The sequence below is a fragment of the Bradyrhizobium sp. KZN70725 genome (genome assembly GCF_055264925.1).
Window position 1 is genome coordinate 30,786 of the sequence record NZ_JBUYWT010000028.1, and the last position, 21,168, is coordinate 51,953.

At 65.9% G+C, this 21,168-nt stretch carries 16 protein-coding genes; 10 read left to right on the forward strand and 6 right to left on the reverse strand.

The genetic code is table 11. From position 1 onward, the window contains the following. Nucleotides 1–39: 39 nt before the first annotated feature. The 6 genes from ACZBJS_RS24590 to ACZBJS_RS24615 form a co-directional block, all read right to left on the reverse strand. Nucleotides 40–675 carry a LysE family translocator gene (locus tag ACZBJS_RS24590; protein WP_316396554.1) on the reverse strand — a complete coding sequence of 212 codons (636 nt, stop codon included), beginning with the start codon at nt 673–675 and terminating at the stop codon, nt 40–42. Nucleotides 676–978: 303 nt separating this feature from the next. Continuing rightward, nucleotides 979–4,017, reverse strand: coding sequence for a DNA polymerase I (polA, locus tag ACZBJS_RS24595; protein WP_316396555.1), 3,039 nt, complete (start codon nt 4,015–4,017; stop codon nt 979–981). Between the two features lie 256 nt (nt 4,018–4,273). Further along, entirely contained in the window at nt 4,274–5,011 is a 738-nt protein-coding gene (locus ACZBJS_RS24600; protein WP_076831064.1) for a response regulator, read from the reverse strand. Continuing rightward, complete coding sequence (locus tag ACZBJS_RS24605; protein ID WP_057019490.1) at nt 5,008–6,756, reverse strand: ATP-binding response regulator; 1,749 nt, start codon at nt 6,754–6,756, stop codon at nt 5,008–5,010. The genes ACZBJS_RS24600 and ACZBJS_RS24605 overlap by 4 nt, the downstream gene beginning before the upstream one ends. After that, on the reverse strand, nt 6,726–8,792 hold the full coding sequence (locus ACZBJS_RS24610; RefSeq protein ID WP_176936741.1) for a sensor histidine kinase: 2,067 nt from the start codon (nt 8,790–8,792) through the stop codon (nt 6,726–6,728). Before ACZBJS_RS24610 ends, ACZBJS_RS24605 begins: the two co-directional genes overlap by 31 nt. Before the next feature lie 34 nt (nt 8,793–8,826). Further along, a complete protein-coding gene (locus ACZBJS_RS24615) occupies nt 8,827–9,783 on the reverse strand; it encodes a TRAP transporter substrate-binding protein (protein WP_316396556.1) in 957 nt (318 codons plus the stop codon). A 216-nt stretch (nt 9,784–9,999) separates the two neighbouring features. Between ACZBJS_RS24615 and ugpB the strand changes: the two genes are divergently transcribed. The 10 genes from ugpB (at nt 10,000) to ACZBJS_RS24665 (ending at nt 21,160) form a co-directional block, all read left to right on the forward strand. Continuing rightward, nucleotides 10,000–11,319, forward strand: coding sequence for a sn-glycerol-3-phosphate ABC transporter substrate-binding protein UgpB (gene ugpB / locus ACZBJS_RS24620; protein ID WP_316396557.1), 1,320 nt, complete (start codon nt 10,000–10,002; stop codon nt 11,317–11,319). 162 nt (nt 11,320–11,481) lie between these two features. After that, complete coding sequence (locus ACZBJS_RS24625; protein ID WP_316396558.1) at nt 11,482–12,432, forward strand: aminoglycoside phosphotransferase family protein; 951 nt, start codon at nt 11,482–11,484, stop codon at nt 12,430–12,432. A 247-nt stretch (nt 12,433–12,679) separates the two neighbouring features. After that, nucleotides 12,680–14,302 carry an ABC transporter substrate-binding protein gene (locus tag ACZBJS_RS24630; RefSeq protein WP_316396560.1) on the forward strand — a complete coding sequence of 541 codons (1,623 nt, stop codon included), beginning with the start codon at nt 12,680–12,682 and terminating at the stop codon, nt 14,300–14,302. 7 nt (nt 14,303–14,309) lie between these two features. Continuing rightward, nucleotides 14,310–15,323, forward strand: coding sequence for an ABC transporter permease (locus ACZBJS_RS24635; RefSeq protein WP_316396562.1), 1,014 nt, complete (start codon nt 14,310–14,312; stop codon nt 15,321–15,323). A gap of 3 nt (nt 15,324–15,326) precedes the next feature. After that, nucleotides 15,327–16,226 carry an ABC transporter permease gene (locus ACZBJS_RS24640; RefSeq protein WP_253588692.1) on the forward strand — a complete coding sequence of 300 codons (900 nt, stop codon included), beginning with the start codon at nt 15,327–15,329 and terminating at the stop codon, nt 16,224–16,226. Nucleotides 16,227–16,526: 300 nt separating this feature from the next. Further along, on the forward strand, nt 16,527–18,353 hold the full coding sequence (locus ACZBJS_RS24645; RefSeq protein ID WP_316396564.1) for a dipeptide ABC transporter ATP-binding protein: 1,827 nt from the start codon (nt 16,527–16,529) through the stop codon (nt 18,351–18,353). Between the two features lie 95 nt (nt 18,354–18,448). Then, nucleotides 18,449–18,628, forward strand: a complete 180-nt coding sequence (locus ACZBJS_RS24650) for a DUF4089 domain-containing protein (protein WP_229189674.1) — start codon at nt 18,449–18,451, stop codon at nt 18,626–18,628. A 7-nt stretch (nt 18,629–18,635) separates the two neighbouring features. Continuing rightward, nucleotides 18,636–20,033, forward strand: coding sequence for an AtzE family amidohydrolase (locus tag ACZBJS_RS24655; protein WP_316396566.1), 1,398 nt, complete (start codon nt 18,636–18,638; stop codon nt 20,031–20,033). Between the two features lies 1 nt (nt 20,034). After that, nucleotides 20,035–20,427 carry an oxalurate catabolism protein HpxZ gene (hpxZ, locus tag ACZBJS_RS24660; RefSeq protein WP_168859043.1) on the forward strand — a complete coding sequence of 131 codons (393 nt, stop codon included), beginning with the start codon at nt 20,035–20,037 and terminating at the stop codon, nt 20,425–20,427. A 13-nt stretch (nt 20,428–20,440) separates the two neighbouring features. Continuing rightward, nucleotides 20,441–21,160 (forward strand): GntR family transcriptional regulator, encoded by a 720-nt coding sequence (locus tag ACZBJS_RS24665; protein ID WP_057019483.1) that lies wholly within the window; start codon nt 20,441–20,443, stop codon nt 21,158–21,160. Nucleotides 21,161–21,168 lie beyond the last annotated feature (8 nt).

The window sequence follows — 21,168 nt, forward strand, 5'->3', positions numbered from 1 at the left end:
CCGACCTCTCCCCGCAAGAGCGGGGCGAGGTGAAGAAAGCTAGGCCTGCCGCGCTTCGAGCGCCATCTTCATCGCCAGCCCTGCGAGCACCGTGCCCATCAGCCAGCGCTGCACCAGGAGCCAGGTCGGGCGAGTGCCGAGAAACACCGCGATCGAACCGGCGGCGAGCGCGATCATCGCGTTGACGCTGACGCTGATCACGATCTGGATCGAGCCGAGCGCGAGCGACTGCGTCAGCACGCTGCCGCCGGTGGGATCGATGAACTGCGGCAGCAGCGCCAGATAAAGCATCGCGATCTTCGGGTTCAGCAGATTGGTGACGAAGCCCATCGCGAACAGCTTGCGCGGGCCGTCGACCTTCAGCGCCTTGACCTGGAACGGCGAGCGGCCGCCGGGCCTCACGGCCTGCCATGCGAGCCACAGCAAATAGCCCGCGCCGGCAAAGCGCAGCGCGTCATAGGCGTAGGGAATCGCAAACAGCAATGCGGTGATGCCGAACGCCGCGCACATCATGTAGAACACGAAGCCGAGCGCCACGCCGCCGAGCGAGACGATGCCCGCCGCGGGCCCCTGCGTGATCGAGCGCGAGATCAGGTAGATCATGTTCGGCCCCGGCGTCAGCACCATGCCAAGGCAGATGAGCGCAAAGCCGAGCAAAGCGGAGGTGTGGGGCATGACGGGTCTCGCGAGGGATGCGCACGCTTCTAGCGTGCCGTCCGCCGCGCGGCCATCGCGGAATTGCTCTCGGAGCAATGTGGCGGGGCGGTGGTGCGCTCCCTCGCCCCGCTCTCTTGTCCGCCGAAGCCCGCCTTCGGGCGAAGGCGGATGCGGGGTCGAGACGAGCGAAGCTCGCTCTGAGAGGGTTGGGGGTGAGGGGTTCTCTCAACGTGCAAGGACCGAGGTGAGACCTGTACCCCCTCACCCGGATCACAAGAGCGATCCGACCTCTCCCCGCAAGCGGGGCGAGGTGAGGAAGCGCTAATGCGCCTCGTCCCAATTGTTCGCGGCGCGGGCGTCGACCTGCAGCGGTAGCGACAGGATCACCGCCGGGAAGGGTGCGTCCTGCATCACCTTCTGCACCACCGGCAGCGTCGCCGCGACCTCGTCGTCGGGCACCTCGAAGATCAGTTCGTCATGCACCTGCAAAAGCATCTGCGCCGAGAGCTTTTTCTCGGTGAGCGCGTCCTCGACGCGGATCATGGCGCGGCGGATGATGTCAGCCGCGGTGCCCTGCAGCCGCGCATTGATGGCGGCGCGTTCGTTGAAGGCGCGCACCGAGGCGTTGGACGCCTTGATGTCGGGGTAGTAGCACTTGCGCCCGAACAACGTCGTCACATAGCCGTTGCGGCGGCAGAAGTCCTTGGTCTCGTCCATATAGGCGCGGATGCCCGGGAAGCGCTCGAAGTATTTCTTGATGTAGGCCGAGGCCTCCTCGCGGGCGATGCCGAGCTGGTTGGCGAGGCCGAACGCCGAGATGCCGTAGATGATGCCGAAGTTGATCGCCTTGGCGCGGCGGCGCACCTCGCTCGGCATGTCCTTGATCGGCACGCCGAACATTTCGGATGCGGTCATGGCGTGAATGTCGAGCCCGTCGCGGAAGGCCTGGCGCAGCACCGGCACGTCGGCGATCTCGGCGAGCAGCCGCAACTCGATCTGGGAATAGTCGGCCGACACCAGCTTGTGGCCCGGCGTCGCGATGAACGCGCGGCGGATCTTGCGGCCGTCCTCGGTACGAACAGGGATGTTCTGCAGGTTCGGCTCGTTCGACGACAGCCGGCCCGTGGTGGTCGCGGCCAGCGCGTAGGTGGTGTGGACGCGATGGGTCTGCGGATTGACATAGGTCGGCAGCGCGTCGGTGTAGGTCGATTTCAGCTTCGAGACCTGGCGCCACTCCAGGATCTTCTTCGGGAATTCGTGGCCTTGCTCGGCGAGCTCGTCGAGCACCTGCGCGGTGGTCGACCACGCGCCGGTCTTGGTCTTGCTGCCGCCGGGCAATCCCATCTTGCCGAAGATGATGTCGCCGATTTGCTTCGGGCTGCCGACATTGACCCGCTCGCCGGCGATCTCCTGGATCTCGGCCTCGACGCGCGCAGCGGTCTGGGCGAAATCGCCCGACAGCCGCGACAGCACCTGGCGATCGATCGAGATGCCGCGCCGTTCCATCCGCGCCAGCACCGAGACCAGCGGCCGCTCCAGCGTCTCATACACCGTCGTCATCCGCTCGGCGACGAGACGCGGCTTCAGCACCCGCCACAGCCGCAGAATCACGTCGGCACTTTCGGCCGCATATTCGCTGGCCTTGTCGATCGTGACCTGATCGAAGGTCAGCTTGCCCTTGCCGCTGCCGACGAGGCCGCCGTAATTGACGACGGCGTGGCCGAACCAGCGCTCGGCGAGCGCCTCCAGCGCATGCGAGCCGCGGCCGGCATCGAGCGCGTAGCTCATGAGCTGCGCATCGTCGATGTTGCGCAGGGTGATTCCGTGCTGCGCCAGCATCACCGAGGTGAACTTGACGTCAAAGCCGACCTTCTGGATTCCAACGGACTCCAGCAGCGGCCTCAGCGCCGCCAGCGCCTCGGCGGTCTTGATCTGGCCCGGTGCGAGGCCGGCATCGAACAGGCCCGCGCCGCCGCCGGCCTGCCGGTGGCTGAGCGGGACGTAACACGCATCGTTTGGCGCCAGCGCCAGCGCAAGGCCTGCGAGCTCGCCCTGCATCGGGTCGATCGATTCCGACATCGCCTCGATCGCGACATAGCCGGTGTCGGGCACGCGGGCGATGAAGGCGTTGAGCTGATCGAGACTGCCGATCGCCTGATACGCCTTGCGGTCGAAGCCAATTTTCCGGATCGCCTCGCCGCGGGCCTCGGCCAGCGTTGCCGGCGTGCCCTTCAGGTTCGAATTCTTGTCGTCGCGCGCGCCGGTCGGCTTGGCTTTCGGCAGTGGCGCCGCGGCCGATGCCGGAGCGTCTCCGGGCGCCGGCGTCACATCCGACGGCGGCAACGGCGAGAACACGCTCGCGCCGCTCTTGTTGCCGGGATCGGCATCGACATTGGCCGGGTCGATCTGCGCGTAGTCGGCGACGCGGCGGGTGAGGGTGGTGAACTCCATCGCCTTGAGGAAGGCGATCAGCCGGCGCGAGTCGGGCTCGTTCACGGCGAGGTCGTCGAGCGGCACTTCGAGGTCGACCTTGTCGTCAAGCAGCACCAGCTGGCGCGAGATGCGCGCCTTCTCGGCGTTCTCGAGCAGCGCCTCGCGCCGCTTCGGCTGCTTGATTTCGCCGGCGCGGAACAGCAGCTGATCGAGATCGCCATATTCGATGATCAGCTGCGCGGCGGTCTTGATGCCGATGCCGGGCACGCCGGGCACGTTGTCGGTGGAGTCGCCGGCCAGGGCCTGCACCTCGACCACCTTCTCCGGCGGCACGCCGAACTTCTCGATCACCTCGTCGCGGCCGATGCGGCGATCCTTCATCGTGTCGTACATCACGACCTTGTCGTTGACGAGCTGCATCAGATCCTTGTCCGATGACACGATCGTCGTGGTCGCGCCGCGCTCGCTGGCGAGCCGCGCATAGGTCGCGATCAGATCGTCGGCCTCGAAGCCGACCTGCTCGAGGCAGGGCAGTTCGAAGGCGCGCACCGCCTCGCGGATCAGCGCGAATTGCGGGATCAGATCGTCGGGCGCCGGCGGCCGGTGCGCCTTGTAGTCGGGGTAGAGCTTGTTGCGGAACGTGATCTCCGACTTGTCGAACACGATCGCCAGATGCGTCGGCCGGTTGTCCTCGGGCATGTCGCGGAGCAGCTTCCACAGCATGTTGCAGAAGCCGAGCACGGCGTTGACCTGCAGCCCGTCGGATTTGCGGTTCAGCGGCGGCAGCGCGTGGTAGGCGCGGAAGATGTAGGACGAGCCGTCGACCAGGAAGACATGGTCGCCCTTCGCCGTGGCCTTGGCGGCAACGGGCTTGGCGGCGGTCTTCGATGCGGGCTTGGCGGGGGCTTTGGAGGCTGTTTTCGGCATGGCCGAAACTTAGGGATTTTTGCGCGGATTGACAGCCTTTGCTGTGTGGATTCTGGGTGTGTCGCACAGCCAAATCGATAAATTCGAGGATGATGCAGGGCGTAGTCCCGTCATCCTGAGGTGCGAGCGCAGCGAGCCTCGAAGGATCGACGGCCACCAGCCGGGGCCGTGCATCCTTCGAGACGCCGCTGCGCGGCTCCTCCAGCGACAAAGGCGAAGCCTTTGCGCGGGGATGACGGGGACGGCACCGGAATGACTACGCCTTGTCGCCGGTCGGCGAGAACAGATAGCCGCCGCCGCGGATGGTGCGGATCACGGACGGCTTGGTCGGGTCGAATTCGATCTTGCGGCGGATGCGCATGATGCGCAGGTCGACGGCGCGGTCGAAGGCCTCCGCGTCGCGCGCATTGGCGAGTTCCAAGAGCCGCTCGCGCGACAGCACCCGCTTCGGGTTGGCCGCGAACACCTTCAGCAGGCCGAATTCGGAGGCCGTCAGCGGATGCTCGTTGCCCTCGTCGTCGCGTAGCGCCTGGGCCTCGAGATCGAGCCATTTGGTGCCGAACCGAACCAGCTGCTCCTTTTCGGCCTTCGCGTTCGCCGGTTCCGGCGCCGCCGCTTTCGCCGGCCCGCTCCGCCGCAGCACCGAGCGGATGCGTGCCATCAGCTCGCGCAATTCGCAGGGCTTGGCCACGTAATCGTCGGCGCCGAGCTCCAGCCCGACCACCCGGTCGATCGGGCTGGCAGTAGCTGTCAGCATGATGACGGGGACGTTGATCTTGCTCTTGAGGTCGCGAATGATCGACAGCCCGTCTTCCTCGGGCATGTTGAGGTCCAGCACCACGAGATCGGGCGTGCAGCCCTCGATCTCCTTGCGCAGGCTCTTGCCGCCGTCGCACAGCGTCACGCCGAAGCCGTGCATCTTGAGGTAATCGCCGACCATTTCTCGGGCCGGCGCCTCATCGTCCACGATGAAGATATGCGGGTTCTGGCTCATGATGTCTCTGTCGCCGGCAGTGTAACCGTAAAGGTCGACCCCTGTCCGGGGCCCGGGCTCTGCGCGGTCACATGGCCGCCATGCATGTCGATGATGCGCTTGACGATGGAAAGGCCGAGCCCGGTCGAGCTTTCGCCCGCGGTCGGCTTGGCCGACAGCCGCTGGAACCGGCCGAACAGCCGGCCGAGATCCTCGGGGCTGAGGCCGGGTCCCTGGTCGGCGATCCGGATCACGGTGTCGTCGCCCTCATGGCTGACCGTGACCGTGATCTTGCCGCCGATCGGCGAGTACTTGATGGCGTTGCTGACGAGGTTGTCGATCGCCTCGCGAATCCGGTCGGCGTCGCACATCGTGACGAATTGCTGCGGCCCCGAGACCGAGATGCTCTGCTGCTTGTTGACCGCCGAGGGCAGATTGGCCTCGGTGACCTCGTTGACCAGGGCCGCGACGTCGACCGGCTCGCGGCGGATGGTGATGTCGAAGGCGTCGGCCATCGCGTCCGAGATCAGATGGTCGACCATCGAGGTCAGCCGCTTGGTCGCGTCCCTTATGTGCTCGACCTGCGATGTGACGTTTTCCTTCGGCGAGCCGGCGCCGATCAGTTCGGTCAGCATCTCGGTGCGGCCGAGGATGACGCCGAGCGGGTTCTTCAGGTCGTGAGCGACGGTGCCGAGGATTTCGTTCTTGAAGCCGTTGGCGCGCTGCAGCCGCAGCCACTGCGCCGAGAGCCGCCGGTTGGCCTGCATCAGCGCGCGGGTGCGCTGCGCGACGCGGTCCTCGAGCTGGGTGTTGGCCTCGTGCAGCTGCTGGTAGAGGATCACATTGTCGAACGCGATCGACAGCCGGCTCGAGAATATCTCGACCAGCGCACGGTCGGTGTCGGAGAGCTGGCGCTCGGCCTGCAGCAGCACCACGACCTCGCGGCCGCTGCCGGTGCGCGAATAGAGCACGCTGCGGTGGTCGGCGAACTCGTTCTTGCGGCGCTGGAATGCTTCCTCCACCATGTGCCGCAGGTCCGGATCGAGCGCCTTCGACGAGGTGGTGCCGATGAAGCGGCTGTAGCAGCCCGAGCAGGCCAGCACCGAGAAATCGGCCGCCGCCGAATTGCCGTCGTCGCGCAGCACCAGAATGCCGGCGCAGTCGACGTTGAGCAGCGAGGCGAGCTGGGTCAGCACGCCCTCGGCCAGCCGCTGCATCGATTTGAAATCGTACAGCGTCGAGGCCGCGTCGATGATGATCTCGAGCCCGCGCCGCGTCTGCACCATGCGCTCGAGCTGCTGGTAGCTGCGCAGCGCGGCGGTCAGCGACGTGAACAGCTTGTCGGCGGTGAGCTCGGTCTTCGCCTTGTAGTCGTTGATGTCGTATTGCACGATGACGCGCCGCTCCGGCGCCTGGCCGGGTTGGCCGGTGCGCAGGATGATGCGCACGGTCTCGTTCTTGATCTCGTTGCGGATGAACTCGACGAGCTCGAGGCCGGCGACGTCGGTCTCCATGATGACGTCGAGCAGCACGGCCGCGATGTCGGGGTTGTCCCGCATCAGCGTGCGGCCTTCGGCCGCAGAGTAGGCCGAGAGGATCTCCAGCGTCGAACCGTTCAGGTTGTAATCGCTCAGCGCGAAACGGGTGCCTTCATGGACGGCGTGATCGTCGTCGATGACGGCGATCTTCCATTTGCGGGCCGACGAGTCCTCCGGGGGGCTCTCGGTATCGTCGATCAGTTGGAGGACATCGTCCTGTTCGGCCATTGACTGGTTCCGTCGGCTGCTGCGTCAGCGATCGTGGGCTCGCCCTTGGCAGCCCCCTTGGCGATCCTGGGCATGATAATGCGAAAAGTGGTGCCTTGTCCTACCCTTGACTCCAGCATCATGCGTCCACCGAGCTGCTGGGTGACGAGGTTATAGACGATGTGGAGGCCAAGGCCCGTACCACCTTCGTTGCGGCGCGTCGTAAAGAACGGGTCGAACGCCTGCCGCTGCACGTCCGGCGTCATGCCCGCCCCGTCGTCTGCGAAGATGATCTCCACATCGTCGGCGCCGCGCCCGCGCGCCGAGATGGTGATGGTGCCGGAGCGGCCATCGGCAAAGGCATGATTGACGGCGTTGAGGAAAAGATTGGTTAAGATCTGCCCATAGGCGCCGGGATAGCCGTCGATCAAGAGCCCCTCGGGCACATCGACCGACAGCGCGATCGCGGCCTTCTTGAGCACCGGCCGCAGGCTCGCCACGATCTGGTCGGTGGATTCGCTCAAGGCAAACTGGCGGCGTTCGGCATGCGATCGGTCGACGGCGACCTGCTTGAACGACTGGATCAGCTCGCCGGCGCGCGTCAGGTTCGAGACCAGTTGCTGCGATGCGTCACGCGAGGCGCGGACGAACTCGTCGAGCCTGGAGCGGCGCAGCGGCTCGGTCTTCAAATCGTTCTCGAACATCTCGCTGCGGCGGGCAAAGCTCGAGGCCACCGTCAGGCTGATGCCGATCGGGTTGTTGACCTCGTGGGCGACGCCGGCAACGAGGCCGCCGAGCGCGGCGAGACGTTCGGCATCGATCAGGTTCTGCTGCGCGGTATTGAGCTCGAGCAGCGCGCTTTCGGCCTCCTCCTTGGCGGTGCGCAGCTCGTCCTCGGTCTTGCGCTTGGCGATCGCGTTTTCGCGGAACACTTCGACCGCGCGCGCCATGGCGCCGACCTCGTCCTTGGCCGACGTGCCCTGCACCGGCCGGTCGAGGTCACCCGAGGTGATGGTGCGCATCGCGGCCATGATCTGCGCCAGCGGCAGCCGGATCGACAGCGCGATCATGACGCCGGCCGACATGATGACGCCGAGGAAGATCACGGCAATCGACAGCACCCGGCGCGAGATCGAGGTCAGCGTCTTGTCGAACGTCTCCTGCGCCTTCTGCTCGCGCTGGCGCATCTTCACCGAGAGATCGTCGATCGCGCCGATCGCATCGGCCTGGCTGGCGTCGATCGAGTTGCGCAGCAGATCGGTGCGGTTGGTGAGCTGCTCGCTGAGCTTGCCGAGCCCGTCGCGCAGCTCGGCGGTCTTGACCTTGAGCCGCGCCAGCGCCATGCGCTGCAGATCGTTCTCGGCCAGATCGGTCATGACGGGAATCGTCCGCTCGATCGTATCGATGTTGCGGCGGGCCTCCTCGGCCGACGAGGAGGCAAGCGAGAGGTAGTAGGCGTTGGCGGCGACCAGCAGCGAGGTGAACGCTTCGCGCGACTTGCCGAGCGCGGGCCAGATCAGTGCATCGCGATGGCCGGTCGCGCCCTCGATGATCGAATAGAGCCCGGCCATGTCCTTGGTCGGCGACAGCACCTGCTCGTCATAGGTCTTGGCGATCCTGGTCTGCACGGTGCGCAGTTCGCCGAAGCCGTCGAGGAAACGGCTGGTGACGCGCTCCAGCTGCTCGACCGAGCCTGACAGCATCGGGTCGGTCGAGGCCCGGTTGGTCAGCGTGCCGAGCACGGCCTCGCGGAGCAGCAGGATTTCAGCGAACAGGTCCGGGCTCGGCTGATTGATGTAGCGATGGATCAGGTTCTGCAGACGGCTGGTCTCGCTTTCGAGCTTGGCCAGGATCTTGTCGGATTCCCGCACCTGGCGGACATCCTCCCAGGCCGAGCCGAGCACCTTCGAGCCGTTCCAGATCAGCACCGCCAGCACGATCACGACCGCGGAGTTGAGCAGGGCGATCGAAAGGATGCGCCAGCGGATCGGGACCGCACGCAGCAACTGGACGATGCGGAAACGGCCCTGCGGCCCGAAGGCCGCCCGCCGTCGCACAGTCCCGTCCTGCTCTGGTGCGTCCAAGATCCGGTTACTCCATGTTGCGGATGCGTTCGATCAGCGCTGATATCGCAGGATCGCGCTCGGCCCCGGCGTAGATGCCGGCCATCGCGGCTTCGAACGGCTTGCGGTCGATGTCGGTCACGATCTTGACGCCGGCCAGCTCCGCCTGCTGGCGCGAGCGCTCCTCGAGGTCCCGCCATCTCTCGCGCATGTAGGCGCTGGAGCGTTGCGCGGCCTCGCGGAAGATCGCCTGCTCCTCCGCCGAGAGGCTGGCCCAGGCCTTTTGCGACATCAGCAGCACGTCCGGACTGAAAGTGTGCCGGGTCAGCGTGTAGTAGCCGGCATATTTGTAGTGACCGGTGGTGACGAAGGACGCCCAGTTGTTCTCGGCGCCGTCGATCAGCCCGGTGGCGAATCCGGTCAGCACCTGGCCGTAGGGCATCTGGACCGGCTGGGCGCCGAGCGCGCGCACCATGTCCGACATCCGTTCGGATTGCTGCACGCGCACCCGCAGTCCCTTGAGGTCGTCGAGCGAACGCACCGGGCGCACGCTGTTATAGATCGAGCGGGCGCCGGAATCGTAGAAGGCCAGCCCGACGAAGCCGTGATCCCCGAGACTGTTCAGGATATCGCTGCCGATCGGTCCATCCAGCACGGTTTGCAGGTGTTCGGGCGATCGAAACAGGAACGGCATTGCCAGCACGTTGACCGACGGCACCATTGTCCCGATCAGCGCGACATTGGTCCGGTTCAAGTCGATGGCGCCGGCCCGGGTCTGCTCCAGCGTCTCCTTCTCCTCACCGAGCTGGCGGGAATGGAAGACCACGATGCGGTGCCGGCCGGCGGTGCGTTCGGCGATCAGACGGTCCATGTAATTCAGCGCTTGGACGGTCGGATAGTCCTCATTCTGGGTATCGGCGGTCCGGAATTCGCGCGCAAAAACGCTCGCCGGGACCGCTGCCCATGACAGCGCGACGGCAAGCATCGTTATCCGCGAAAGGCCGGCGCGGCGGTACACAGGCTACTATTCCCCTTGTGAATTGTGTCCTGGGCGGGAAGAAAAGGTTCAACGCATTTTTAGCAGAATGGCGCTGGTTCGCCATCGGCCAAACGTTAAATCCGCGGTGCAACCTGCGGTGTCGGTTGAATCTGCGGTTGTAGCGCCTTATGAGGGCATGTTGGCATCCGGGAACGGCTCGTCGTGAAGTTCGCTTTGAAGCCCCTGTACCTCGTCGTCGCGGCTCTTCTGCTTGTGTCGCCGGCGCGGGCGGCCACCGAGATCATGTGGTGGCACGCGATGTCGGGCGAGCTCGGCAAGCAGCTCGAGAAGCTTGCCGCCGATTTCAACGCCTCGCAATCCGACTACCGGATCGTGCCCGCCTACAAGGGCAACTATACCGAGACCGTCACCGCGGCGATCTTCGCCTTCCGATCGCGCAGCCAGCCGGCGATCGTTCAGGTCAACGAGATCGCGACCGCAACCATGATGGCGGCCCGCGGCGCGATCTATCCGGTGTTCGAGCTGATGCGCGATCAGTCCGAGGCATTCGCGCCGTCGGCCTATCTGCCCGCGGTGGCCGGCTACTATGCCGATGTCGACGGCAACATGCTGTCGTTCCCCTTCAATGCCTCGACGCCGATCCTCTACTACAACAAGGATATGTTCCGGTCCGCCGGGCTCGATCCGAGTGTGCCGCCCAGGACCTGGCCGGAGCTCGGCGTCGTGGCCAAGCGGCTGCGCGCGGCGGGCGCGATGTGCGGCGTGACCACGTCGTGGCCGTCCTGGATCAATGTCGAGAACTTCTCCGCCTTCCAGAATCTGCCGATCGCGACCAAGGCCAACGGGTTTTCCGGGCTGGACGCCCAACTGATCTTCAACAATCCGCTGGTGGTGCGCCACATCGCGCAGCTCGCGCAGTGGCAGGCCGACAAGACCTTCGACTATAGCGGCCGCGGGCAGGCGGCCGAGCCGCGCTTCCAGAAAGGGGAGTGCGGCATCTTCATCGGCTCGTCGGGCACGCGCGCCGACATCAAGGCCAATTCCAAATTCGAGGTCGGCTACGGCATGATGCCGTACGAACCCGACGTGCAGGGCGCGCCGCAGAACTCGATCATCGGCGGCGCGACGCTGTGGGTGCTGCGCGACCGGCCGCGCGCCGAATATGCCGGCGTGGCGAAGTTCTTCGCCTATCTGTCGCGGCCGGAGGTGCAGGCCACCTGGCACCAGAACACGGGCTACCTGCCGATCACCCGCGCCGCATTCGATCTGACCCGCGCGCAGGGTTTCTACGATCGCAATCCCGGCGCCTCGATCTCGATCGAGGAGGTGACGCTGAAGCCGCCGACCGACCATTCGAAGGGCATCCGCCTCGGCTCGTTCGTCCTGATCCGCGACGTGATCGAGGAGGAGCTCGAGCAGGTGTTCGCCGGCAAGCGTTCGGCGCAAGCCGCGATGGACAACGCCGTCGAGCGCGGCAACCGCCTCTTGCGCCAGTTCGAGCGCGCCAATCCGGATAGGTGAGGGGCATCAAGACTGCTCAACTGTTTCTCCGTCATCCTGAGGAGCCGCGAAGCGGCGTCTCGAGGGATCGACGGCCACCAGTCGGGCCGATTCATCCTTCGAGGCTCGCTCCGCTCGCACCTCAGGACGACGGGGATGGATTGGGCGACGAGATTCCTTGAAATGATATCCCTTCCTTCCCTCACCAACTACGATTCCTACCGCGCCTGGCGCAGCGGCACGTCGCGCTGGTTGCCGGTCGCGCGCGATATTGCTGATGGCCACGGGCTGTCGTGCGTCGCGCCGCATGTGTTCTCGACCGGCACCAATCTGGTTGTCGGGCTGGACGATAACCTGATCCTCAAACTCTTCCCGCCGTTTCTGCGCCCGCAATTCGTGTCCGAGCGCGGCGCGCTTGCCGAGTTGCGCGGACGGCTCGGCATTCCGATTCCCGATCTTGTCGCGGAGGGCGAACGCGACGGCTGGCCGTATCTCGTCATCACTCGCCTGTCCGGCACCGTCGGCTCGGAGGTCTGGCCATCCCTGTCGGAAGCCGAGCGCGAGCGCGTGCTCGCCGAGATCGGGGCCGTGATTGCCGAGGTGCAGCGCGTGCCGCCCGGCAGCCTGCGCGCGATCGAGCCGCGCTGGGAGGCCTTCATGCGCGGGCAGATCGCGCAGTGCCGGGCGCGCCATGAGCGGCTCGGCCTGCCCAAAAAATTCCTCACCTCGCTCGACGATCTCCTGCGTGACGCCGCTGAGTTGATCCCGATGAACGCGCCGCCGGTGATCCTGACCGGCGAGTACATTCCGGAGAACTTTCTGCTCGGGCGCCGGGCCGACGGCTGGCACGTCGCCGGCCTGTTCGACTTCGGCGACGTCCGGGCCGGATGGGGCGAGTACGACCTGCTCGGTCCCGGCGCCTTCATGGCCGCCGGGCATCCGCGCCGGGTGCGCAGCCTGTTCGACGGCTTCGGCATCTCGCGCACTGATGTGACGTTCACGCTGAAGCGGCGGCTGATGGCGCTCTTGATGCTGCACTCTGCCAGCGATCCGCTCCGGCACATCTGCATCGACGGCTGGCCGGACCGGGTCGACGACTTCGTGCAATTGCAGGAGCTGATCTGGCCGGATTAGCGCGCTTCAGCGCGCGGCCTCTATTGCCGGCCACAAAGCAAGCAGAAGCCGTTTCATGCTCATCTATTGAGCATATAGCCTGTCTTTGTATGCAATTGGCGATCTGAGATTTTGCCCGACCGGGATACCGGCCGACGTTTTACCTCGCTCCGGCAAGGCATTAGCAGGACATAAGATTTCGTTAAGGGTTGGCACAATCCTTGCGATCTGAGTTCCAAGGCCGTTTCCCAGGGCGTTGGAGCATCACATGAAGCGTCGCGATTTCCTCAAATCGGTGTCCGGGCTGGCCGCGGGGGCGCTGGCGCCGACCGCGCCCGCGATCTGGTCGCCGGCCAAGGCCGACGCGCGCTCCGAGACGCTGCTCATCGTCTCCGAAGGCGGTCCCAACAATCTCGATATCCACGGCGTCGGCACCAACGTGCCGGGCTACGAGGTGTCGTGGAATTGCTACGACCGCCTGATCAGTCACGAGATGAAGAGCGGTCCGGGCGGCGTGCCCTATTACGACCGCGACAAGTTCAAGCCTGAGCTCGCCGAGGACATCAACATCGGCGACATGTCGGTCACCTTCAAGCTGCGCAAGAACGCCAAATTCCATGACGGCACGCCTGTCACGGCGAAGGACGTCAAATGGTCGCTCGACCGTGCCGTCTCTGTCGGCGGCTTTCCGACCTTCCAGATGAGCGCGGGCTCGTTGACCAAGCCCGAGCAGTTCGTGGTCGTCGATGATTATACGGTGCGCGTCGACTTCCTCAGGAAGGACAAGCTGACGATCCCCGACCTCGCTGTCATCGTGCCCTGCGTCGTCAACTCCGAACTCGTGAAGAAGAACGCCAGCGAGAAGGATCCGTGGGGCCTCGAATTCACCAAGCAGCAGACCGCGGGCTCCGGCGCCTACAAGGTGACCAAATGGACCGCCGGCACCGAAGTCGTCATGGAACGCAACGACGAGTGGGTCTGCGGCCCGTTGCCGAAGATCAAGCGCGTGATCTGGCGCATGGTGCCGCAGGCCGGCAACCGCCGAGCGCTGCTCGAGCGCGGCGATGCCGACATCTCCTATGAGCTGCCGTTCAAGGACTTCCAGGAGATGAAGGCGAGCGGCAAGCTCAACGTGGTCTCGCTGCCGTTCTCCAACGGCATCCAGTATATCGGCATGAACGTGACCAAGCCGCCGTTCGACAATCCCAAGGTACGGCAGGCGATGGCCTACGCGATGCCGTATCAGAAGATCATGGATGCGGTGCTGTTCGGTCTCGCCAACCCGATGTTCGGCGCGGCCAAGGACAAGCCGACCGAGGTCGCCTGGCCGCAGCCGACCAAGTATTTTACCGACATGGAGAAGGCCAAGGCGCTGCTCGCGGAGGCCGGCTACGCCAACGGTTTCGAGACCACGATCTCGTTCGACCTGAATTTCGCAGGTGTCAACGAGCCGCTTTGCGTGCTGGTGCAGGAGAGTCTGGCGCAGCTCGGCATCAAGACCACCATCAACAAGGTGCCCGGCGCCAATTGGCGCACCGAGCTCACCAAGAAGGAAATGCCGCTGTTCACCAACGTGTTCTCGGGCTGGCTCGATTACCCCGAGTACTTCTTCTACTGGTGCTATCACGGCAACAATTCGATCTTCAACACGATGAGCTACAAATCGCCCGAGATGGACAAGCTCATCGACGGCGCACGCATTGCCGCCGCGAATGGTGACACCGCGGCCTACGACGCCGACGTCAAGGGTTTCGTCGATCTCGCCTTCGCCGACATCCCGCGCATCCCGCTCTATCAGCCCTTCGTCAACGTCGCGATGCAGAAGAACGTGACGGGCTACCAATACTGGTTCCACCGCCGCCTCGATTATCGCGCGATGGCGAAGGGGTGAGGCGCTCATGCTTGCGATGATCGGCAAGCGGCTGCTGTTCGCGATCCCGTCGCTGATCGGGGTCGTGATCGTGACGTTCCTTTTGACGCGTGCGCTGCCGGGCGATCCCGCGGCGTATTTTGCTGGCCCCGCGGCCACCAAGGAGGCGGTCGACCAGATCCGGAAGAAGCTCGGCTTCGACAAGCCGCTGATCGAGCAGTTCGTCCGCTACACCAACGATCTCGCCCATGGCGATCTCGGCACATCGCTCACCACCGGCCAGCCGGTGGCGGCCGAGCTGCGCAACCGCCTGCCGGCGTCGGCCGAGCTCACTCTGCTCGGCCTCGTCGTCTCCATCGTGATCGCGATCCCGCTCGGCGTGCTGGCGGCGACGCGGCCGGGCTCCTGGATCGACCATCTCTGCCGCGTCACCACCACGGCCGGCGTGTCGCTGCCGGTGTTCTTCACCGGGCTCGTGCTGGTCTATCTGTTCTACTTCCGGCTCGGCTGGTCGCCGGCGCCGCTCGGCCGGCTCGACGTGTTCGCTAGCGCACCGCCGACCGTCACCGGCTTCTATCTCGTCGACACGCTGATCGCGCGAGACTTCGAGGCGTTTCGTTCCGCGCTCAGCCAATTGATCCTGCCGGCGGTGACGCTCGCGATCTTCTCGCTGGCGCCGATCGCGCGGATGACGCGGGCCTCGATGCTGGCGGTGCTGGCGTCCGACTTCGTCCGCACCGCGCGTGCCAGCGGCCTGTCGCCCGGCAAGGTGATCGTCACCTACGCCTTCCGCAACGCGATGCTGCCGGTCATCACCACGCTCAGCATGGTGTTCTCGTTCCTGCTTGGCGCCAATGTGCTGGTGGAAAAGGTGTTCGCCTGGCCCGGCATCGGCTCCTACGCGGTCGAGGCGCTGATCGCATCCGACTTCGCGCCGGTGCAGGGCTTCGTGCTGACCATGGCGGTCATGTACGTGCTGCTCAATCTGGTGATCGACATCCTCTACGGCGTGATCGATCCCCGCGTCAGGCTGGAGGGCTAGAGCATGAGCACCGTAGCTCCAACCGTCGAACCCGCAGGACCCGCCCGCACGTCGGGGCTTGCCGCTGCTTTTGAGCAGACCCGCTACGTCTTGAGCGAAAACAAGGTCACCGGCTTTGCCTTCGCGCTGCTGGTCCTGATCCTGTTTGCCGCGCTGTTCGGGCCCTACGTGGTGCCGTACGACCCGCTCGCCTCCGACACCGCGGCTGCATTGAAGCCGCCGTCCGCCGCGCACTGGTTCGGCACCGATCAGCTCGGCCGCGACATCTTCAGCCGCGTCATCGTCGCGACGCGGCTCGACACCTTCATCGCGGTCGCCTCCGTCGTGCTGGTGTTCCTGATGGGCGGGCTGGCCGGCATCGCCGCCGGCTATTTCGGCGGCTGGACCGACCGCATCGTCGGCCGCATCGCCGACACCATCATGGCGTTTCCGCTGTTCGTGCTGGCGATGGGCATCGTCGCGGCGCTCGGCAACACCGTGCAGAACATCATCATCGCGACCGCGATCGTGAACTTCCCGCTCTATGCCCGCGTCGCACGCGCAGAAGCAAACGTCCGCCGCAATGCCGGCTTCGTGCAGGCGGCGCGGCTGTCCGGCAACGGCGAGTACCGCATTCTGCTCGGGCACATCCTGCCCAACATCATGCCGATCATGATCGTGCAGATGTCGCTGACCATGGGCTATGCGATCCTCAACGCCGCGGGCCTGTCCTTCATCGGGCTCGGCGTCCGGCCGCCGACCGCGGAGTGGGGCATCATGGTCGCCGAGGGCGCAGGCTTCATGGTGTCGGGCGAGTGGTGGATCGCGCTGTTCCCGGGCCTGGCGCTGATGATCGCGGTGTTCTGCTTCAACCTGCTCGGCGACGGTCTGCGCGACATCGTCGACCCGCAGCGGAGGACGTGATGATGTGGACCTGGCTAACGCATGCGCGCTTTCTTCGCCTCTCCCCGCGTGCGGGGAGAGGCCGGGCCGCGTTAGCGGACCGGGTGAGGGGGGCGCTCCGCGCACTCCTCAGCCAGTTGTACGTGCCGATAGATGCCCCTCACCCCAACCCTCTCCCCGCAAGAGCGGGGCGAGGGGGCGCACTGGACAGGCGGAGAACATGATGCCTGTCCCGGTCCGGTGCCGTGCTACCGCTCCGCTCCTTTGCATGGGGTTGTTTTGCGGATTTTTGGATGACGCACCGCATGAGGGGAGGTGCGCATGACCGCCCAGCCGCTGCTCGACGTCAGCGACCTCACGGTCGAGTTCACCACCCGCCGCGGCATCGTCAAGGCGGTGCAGCACGTCGACATATCGGTCGGCAAGGGCGAGACCGTCGGCATCGTCGGCGAGTCCGGCTCCGGCAAGTCGGTAACCTCCTATGCCGTGATGCGCATCCTCGATCGCGCCGGCCGGATCGCCGAGGGCTCGGTGATGTTCTCCGGCATCGACGTCAAGTCGGCCTCGGAGAGCCAGATGCGCGATCTGCGCGGCCGCGAAGTCTCGATGATCTTCCAGAATCCGCGCGCCGCGCTCAATCCGATCCGCAAGGTCGGTCACCAGATCGAGGACGTGCTGCGCCAGCATGTGCAGCAGGCGCAGGTCACCGATCGCGGCGAGACGGCGATCGAGGCGCTGGAGCGGGTCAAGATCGCGCGCGCACGCGAGCGCTACCACGCCTATCCGTTCGAGCTGTCCGGCGGCATGTGCCAGCGCGTCGTCATCGCGCTGGCGCTGGCCTGCAATCCGCAGCTTCTGATCGCCGACGAGCCGACCACCGGCCTCGACGTCACCACCCAGAAGGCGGTGATGGACCTGATCGTCGAGCTGACCCGGCGCCGGGCGATGTCGACGATCCTGATCACGCATGATCTCGGCCTCGCCGCCGCCTATTGCGACCGCGTCGTGGTGATGGAGAAGGGCCGCGTGGTCGAGACCGCCGTCTCGGCCGACATCTTCGCCGCGCCCCGGCATGCCTACACCCGGAAGCTGATGCGCGCGACGCCGCGGCTCGGGGTGTCGCTCCGGGATCTGTTGCCGGAGGAGGATTCGCTTGCCTCTCCCCGCGTGCGGGGAGAGGCCGACACGCTCGGCAGCGCACTCGCGCGCAAGAGCGTGGCGGGTGAGGGGGACCCTCCACGGGCCGTGCCTGCGGATGCGGCCCCTCACCCCAACCCTCTCCCCGTAAAGAGCGGGGAGAGGGGGCGGATGGAGCCTCTCCTATCAGTCGAAAAGCTCGTCAAGGAATACCCGCGCCAGGGCGCGGGCGGGATGCTGGCAAAGTTGTTCGGGCGCAAGCCGCCGGTCGAGGAAGAGACCTTCCGTGCGGTCGACGGTATCAGCTTCTCGATCGATCATGGCGAGAGTGTCGGGCTGGTCGGCGAATCCGGCTGCGGCAAGTCGACGACGTCGATGATGGTGATGCGGCTGCTGGACCAGACCTCCGGCCGCATCATGTTCGACGGCGAGGACATCGGCGGCATCACGCCGCAGTCGTTCGCGCGGCTGCCGCGGCGCAGCCAGATCCAGATGGTGTTTCAGGATCCGACCGACAGCCTCAATCCGCGCTTCACCGCGGCGCGCGCCATCGCGGATCCGATCATGCAGCTGGGTGACATCAGCGGGCGCGACGCGCTCCGCGCCCGCTGTGAGGAGCTCGCGCGGCTGGTCGGCCTGCCGGTCAATCTGTTGGACCGCTTCCCGCACCAGCTCTCCGGCGGCCAGAAGGCCCGCGTCGGCATCGCACGCGCCATCGCGCTGCACCCGAAGCTCGTCATCCTCGACGAGCCGACCGCGGCACTTGATGTCTCGGTGCAGGCGGTGGTGCTCAATTTGCTGCAGGACCTCAAGCATTCGATGGGCATGAGCTATTTGTTCGTGTCGCACGACCTCAACGTCGTACGTCTGCTGTGTGATCGCGTCATCGTGATGCGCGCCGGTCGCATCGTGGAGCAGGGCACATCCGAACACGTCTTGGGCAATCCGCAGGATGCCTATACAAGGGAGCTGCTGACGGCGATCCCGCATCCGCCGCTGCCGGTGTCTTGACGCATGATCCGGAAAAGTGGGGACCGGTTTTCCTCGCGACAAACGCGGAATGCGTTTGCGCGGAGATCATGCGCAAAATCGTTATTGGGAGCGAAATGACCGATCATCTCGACGACTATATGAACGCCGTCGCCGGCGCGATGGCGTTGCCGCTGGAGGACGCGTGGCGTCCGGCGGTGCGCGCCAATCTCGACGTCTCGCTGCGACTGGCGCGGCTGGTCGATGATTTCCCGCTGCCGGACGACGTCGTGTCGGCCGCCGTCTATTCGACCTGAGACCCCGATGTCCGAAACTCCCGCTTCCATGTCGGCCGCCGAGATCGCGCAGGCCGTATCGAGCCGCAAGATCACGGCTCTTGCCGCGACCGAGGCTGCGCTGGCGCGCATCGCCGCGCATGACAAGGTCCTCAATGCCTTCACCGACGTCACCGCCGATCGCGCGCGCGCCAGGGCCAGCGCGGTCGATGCCGCGATCGCCGCCGGTCAACCGGTCGGCCCGCTCGCCGGCGTGCCGTTCGCGGTCAAGAACCTGTTCGATGTGCAGGGCCTTCCGACCAGCGCCGGCTCGAAGATCAACCGCGATCTGCCGCCGTCGCCGCGCGATGCGACGCTGATCGAGCGGATGGAAGCGGCCGGTGCGGTGCTGGTCGGCGCGCTCAACATGGGCGAATACGCCTACGACTTCACCGGCGAGAATGTGCATGACGGCCCGTCGCGCAATCCGCATGATCCGGCGCGGATGACCGGCGGCTCCTCCGGCGGCTCGGGCAGCGCCGTCGGCGGCGCGCTGGTGCCGATCGCGCTCGGCTCCGATACCAACGGCTCGATCCGCGTGCCGTCGTCATTCTGCGGCACGTTCGGTTTGAAGCCGACCTACGGCCGGCTGTCGCGCGCGCGGTCCTATCCGTTCGTCGCCAGCCTCGATCATCTCGGCCCGCTGGCGCGCAGCGTGAAGGACCTCGCGCTCGCCTACGACGCCATGCAGGGGCCTGATGCCGATGATCCGGCCTGCATTGTGCAGTCGGTCGAGCCGACCGTGCCGTTGCTTGCCAACGATATTGGCGGGTTGCGGGTTGCGATCGCCGGCGGCTATTTCCAGCAAAATCTGTTTCCGGAGGCGGCAGAGGCGGTCGCGCGTGTCGCGAAGGCGCTCGGTGCCGCGCGGATCGTGGAGCTTCCCGAAGCTGCGCGCGCTCGCGCCGCGGCCTACATCATCACCACGACCGAGGGTGCTGCGCTGCATCTCGATCGCCTGCGCAAGCGTCCCAACGATTTCGATCCGGCGGTGCGCGACCGTCTCATTGCGGGCGCGATGGTCCCGGCGGTCTATGTCGACAAGGCGCAGAAATTCCGCCGCTGGTATCGCGCGAAGGTGCTGGAGCTGTTCCAGTCGGTCGACGTGATCCTGGCGCCGGCGACGCCGTGCACCGCGCCGAAGATCGGTCAGGCCAGTTTCACGCTCGACGGCGTCGAGCTTCCGGTGCGCGCCAATATCGGCATCCACACCCAGCCGATCTCCTTCATCGGTCTGCCGGTGGTCGCCGTGCCGGTGCCGCTTGAGCCGCTGCCGATCGGCGTGCAGATCATCGCGGCGCCCTGGCGCGAGGACGTCGCGCTGCGGGTCGCCTATGCGCTGGAACAGATGGGCGTTGCGGCCGCGCCGGCGCCGAGAGGACTCTGATATGGAAATCGATATTCCCGACGTCGTCGCCGAGGTCACCGCGCAGTTCCAGCGATATGAGAGAGCGCTGGTCTCGAACGATGTTGCGGTGCTCGACGAGCTGTTCCGCGACGACCGCCGCACGCTGCGTTACGGCATTGGCGAGAACCTCTATGGCTATGCCGAGATCATGGCGTTTCGCGCCGGGCGCTCGCCGGTCGGGCTGATGCGCAAGATCGAGCGGACCGTGATCACGACCTATGGCCGCGACACCGCGATCGCCTCGACGCTGTTCTACCGGGACAGCGCGCCGGGTAGAGTGGGGCGGCAGATGCAGACGTGGATTCGCTTCCCCGAGGGCTGGAGAATCGTCGCCGCCCATGTCAGCGTCATCGACGAACCCAAAGGTGCTTGAAGGGCGCTTGAGGATGAGCCTGGAAGATCTGCCGCAGGGCGCAGAATCCGAGATGACGGTGCGCCGCATCGATCGGCCGTCGTCGCTGGTCGACAAGGTTACCCGTGCCGAAGAGCTGCGGCTGCAACTCGCCGACGAGATCGTGCGTGGCACGCTGCCGCCGGGGGCCGGGCTCGATGAAACCGACCTTGCGCGGCGCTTCAACGTCTCGCGCACCCCGGTGCGCGAAGCGCTGCGGCAGCTTGCCGCCAGCGGCCTGATCGATGCCCGAGCGCATCGCGGCGCCGTGGTGGCGCGGCCCTCGCTTGAACGGCTCACCGGCATGTTCGAGGCGATGGCCGAGCTGGAGGCGATCTGTGCCGGCCTCGCCGCCGAGCGGATGACGGCGGCGGAGCGCCACGCGCTGGAAGCGATCCACGAGGAGTTGCGGGTGCTGAGCTACACCGGCAATCCCGAGCGCTTCCATGAGGTCAATGAGCGCTTCCACAACGCGATCTATGCCGGGTCGCAGAACGCCTACATCGCCGAGATCACCTTGGCGACGCGGGTGCGCGTGCAGCCGTTCCGCCGCGCCCAGTTCCGCAACCTCGGCCGTCTGGCAAAATCCCACGCCGAGCACGACCGCGTCGTCGTCGCCATCATGCGCGGCGACAAGACAGGCGCCGCCGCGGCGATGCGCGCCCATATCGAGCAGGTGCGCGGGGAGTACGAGACCTACGCGGTGTCGGTGTAGCTTCTCCT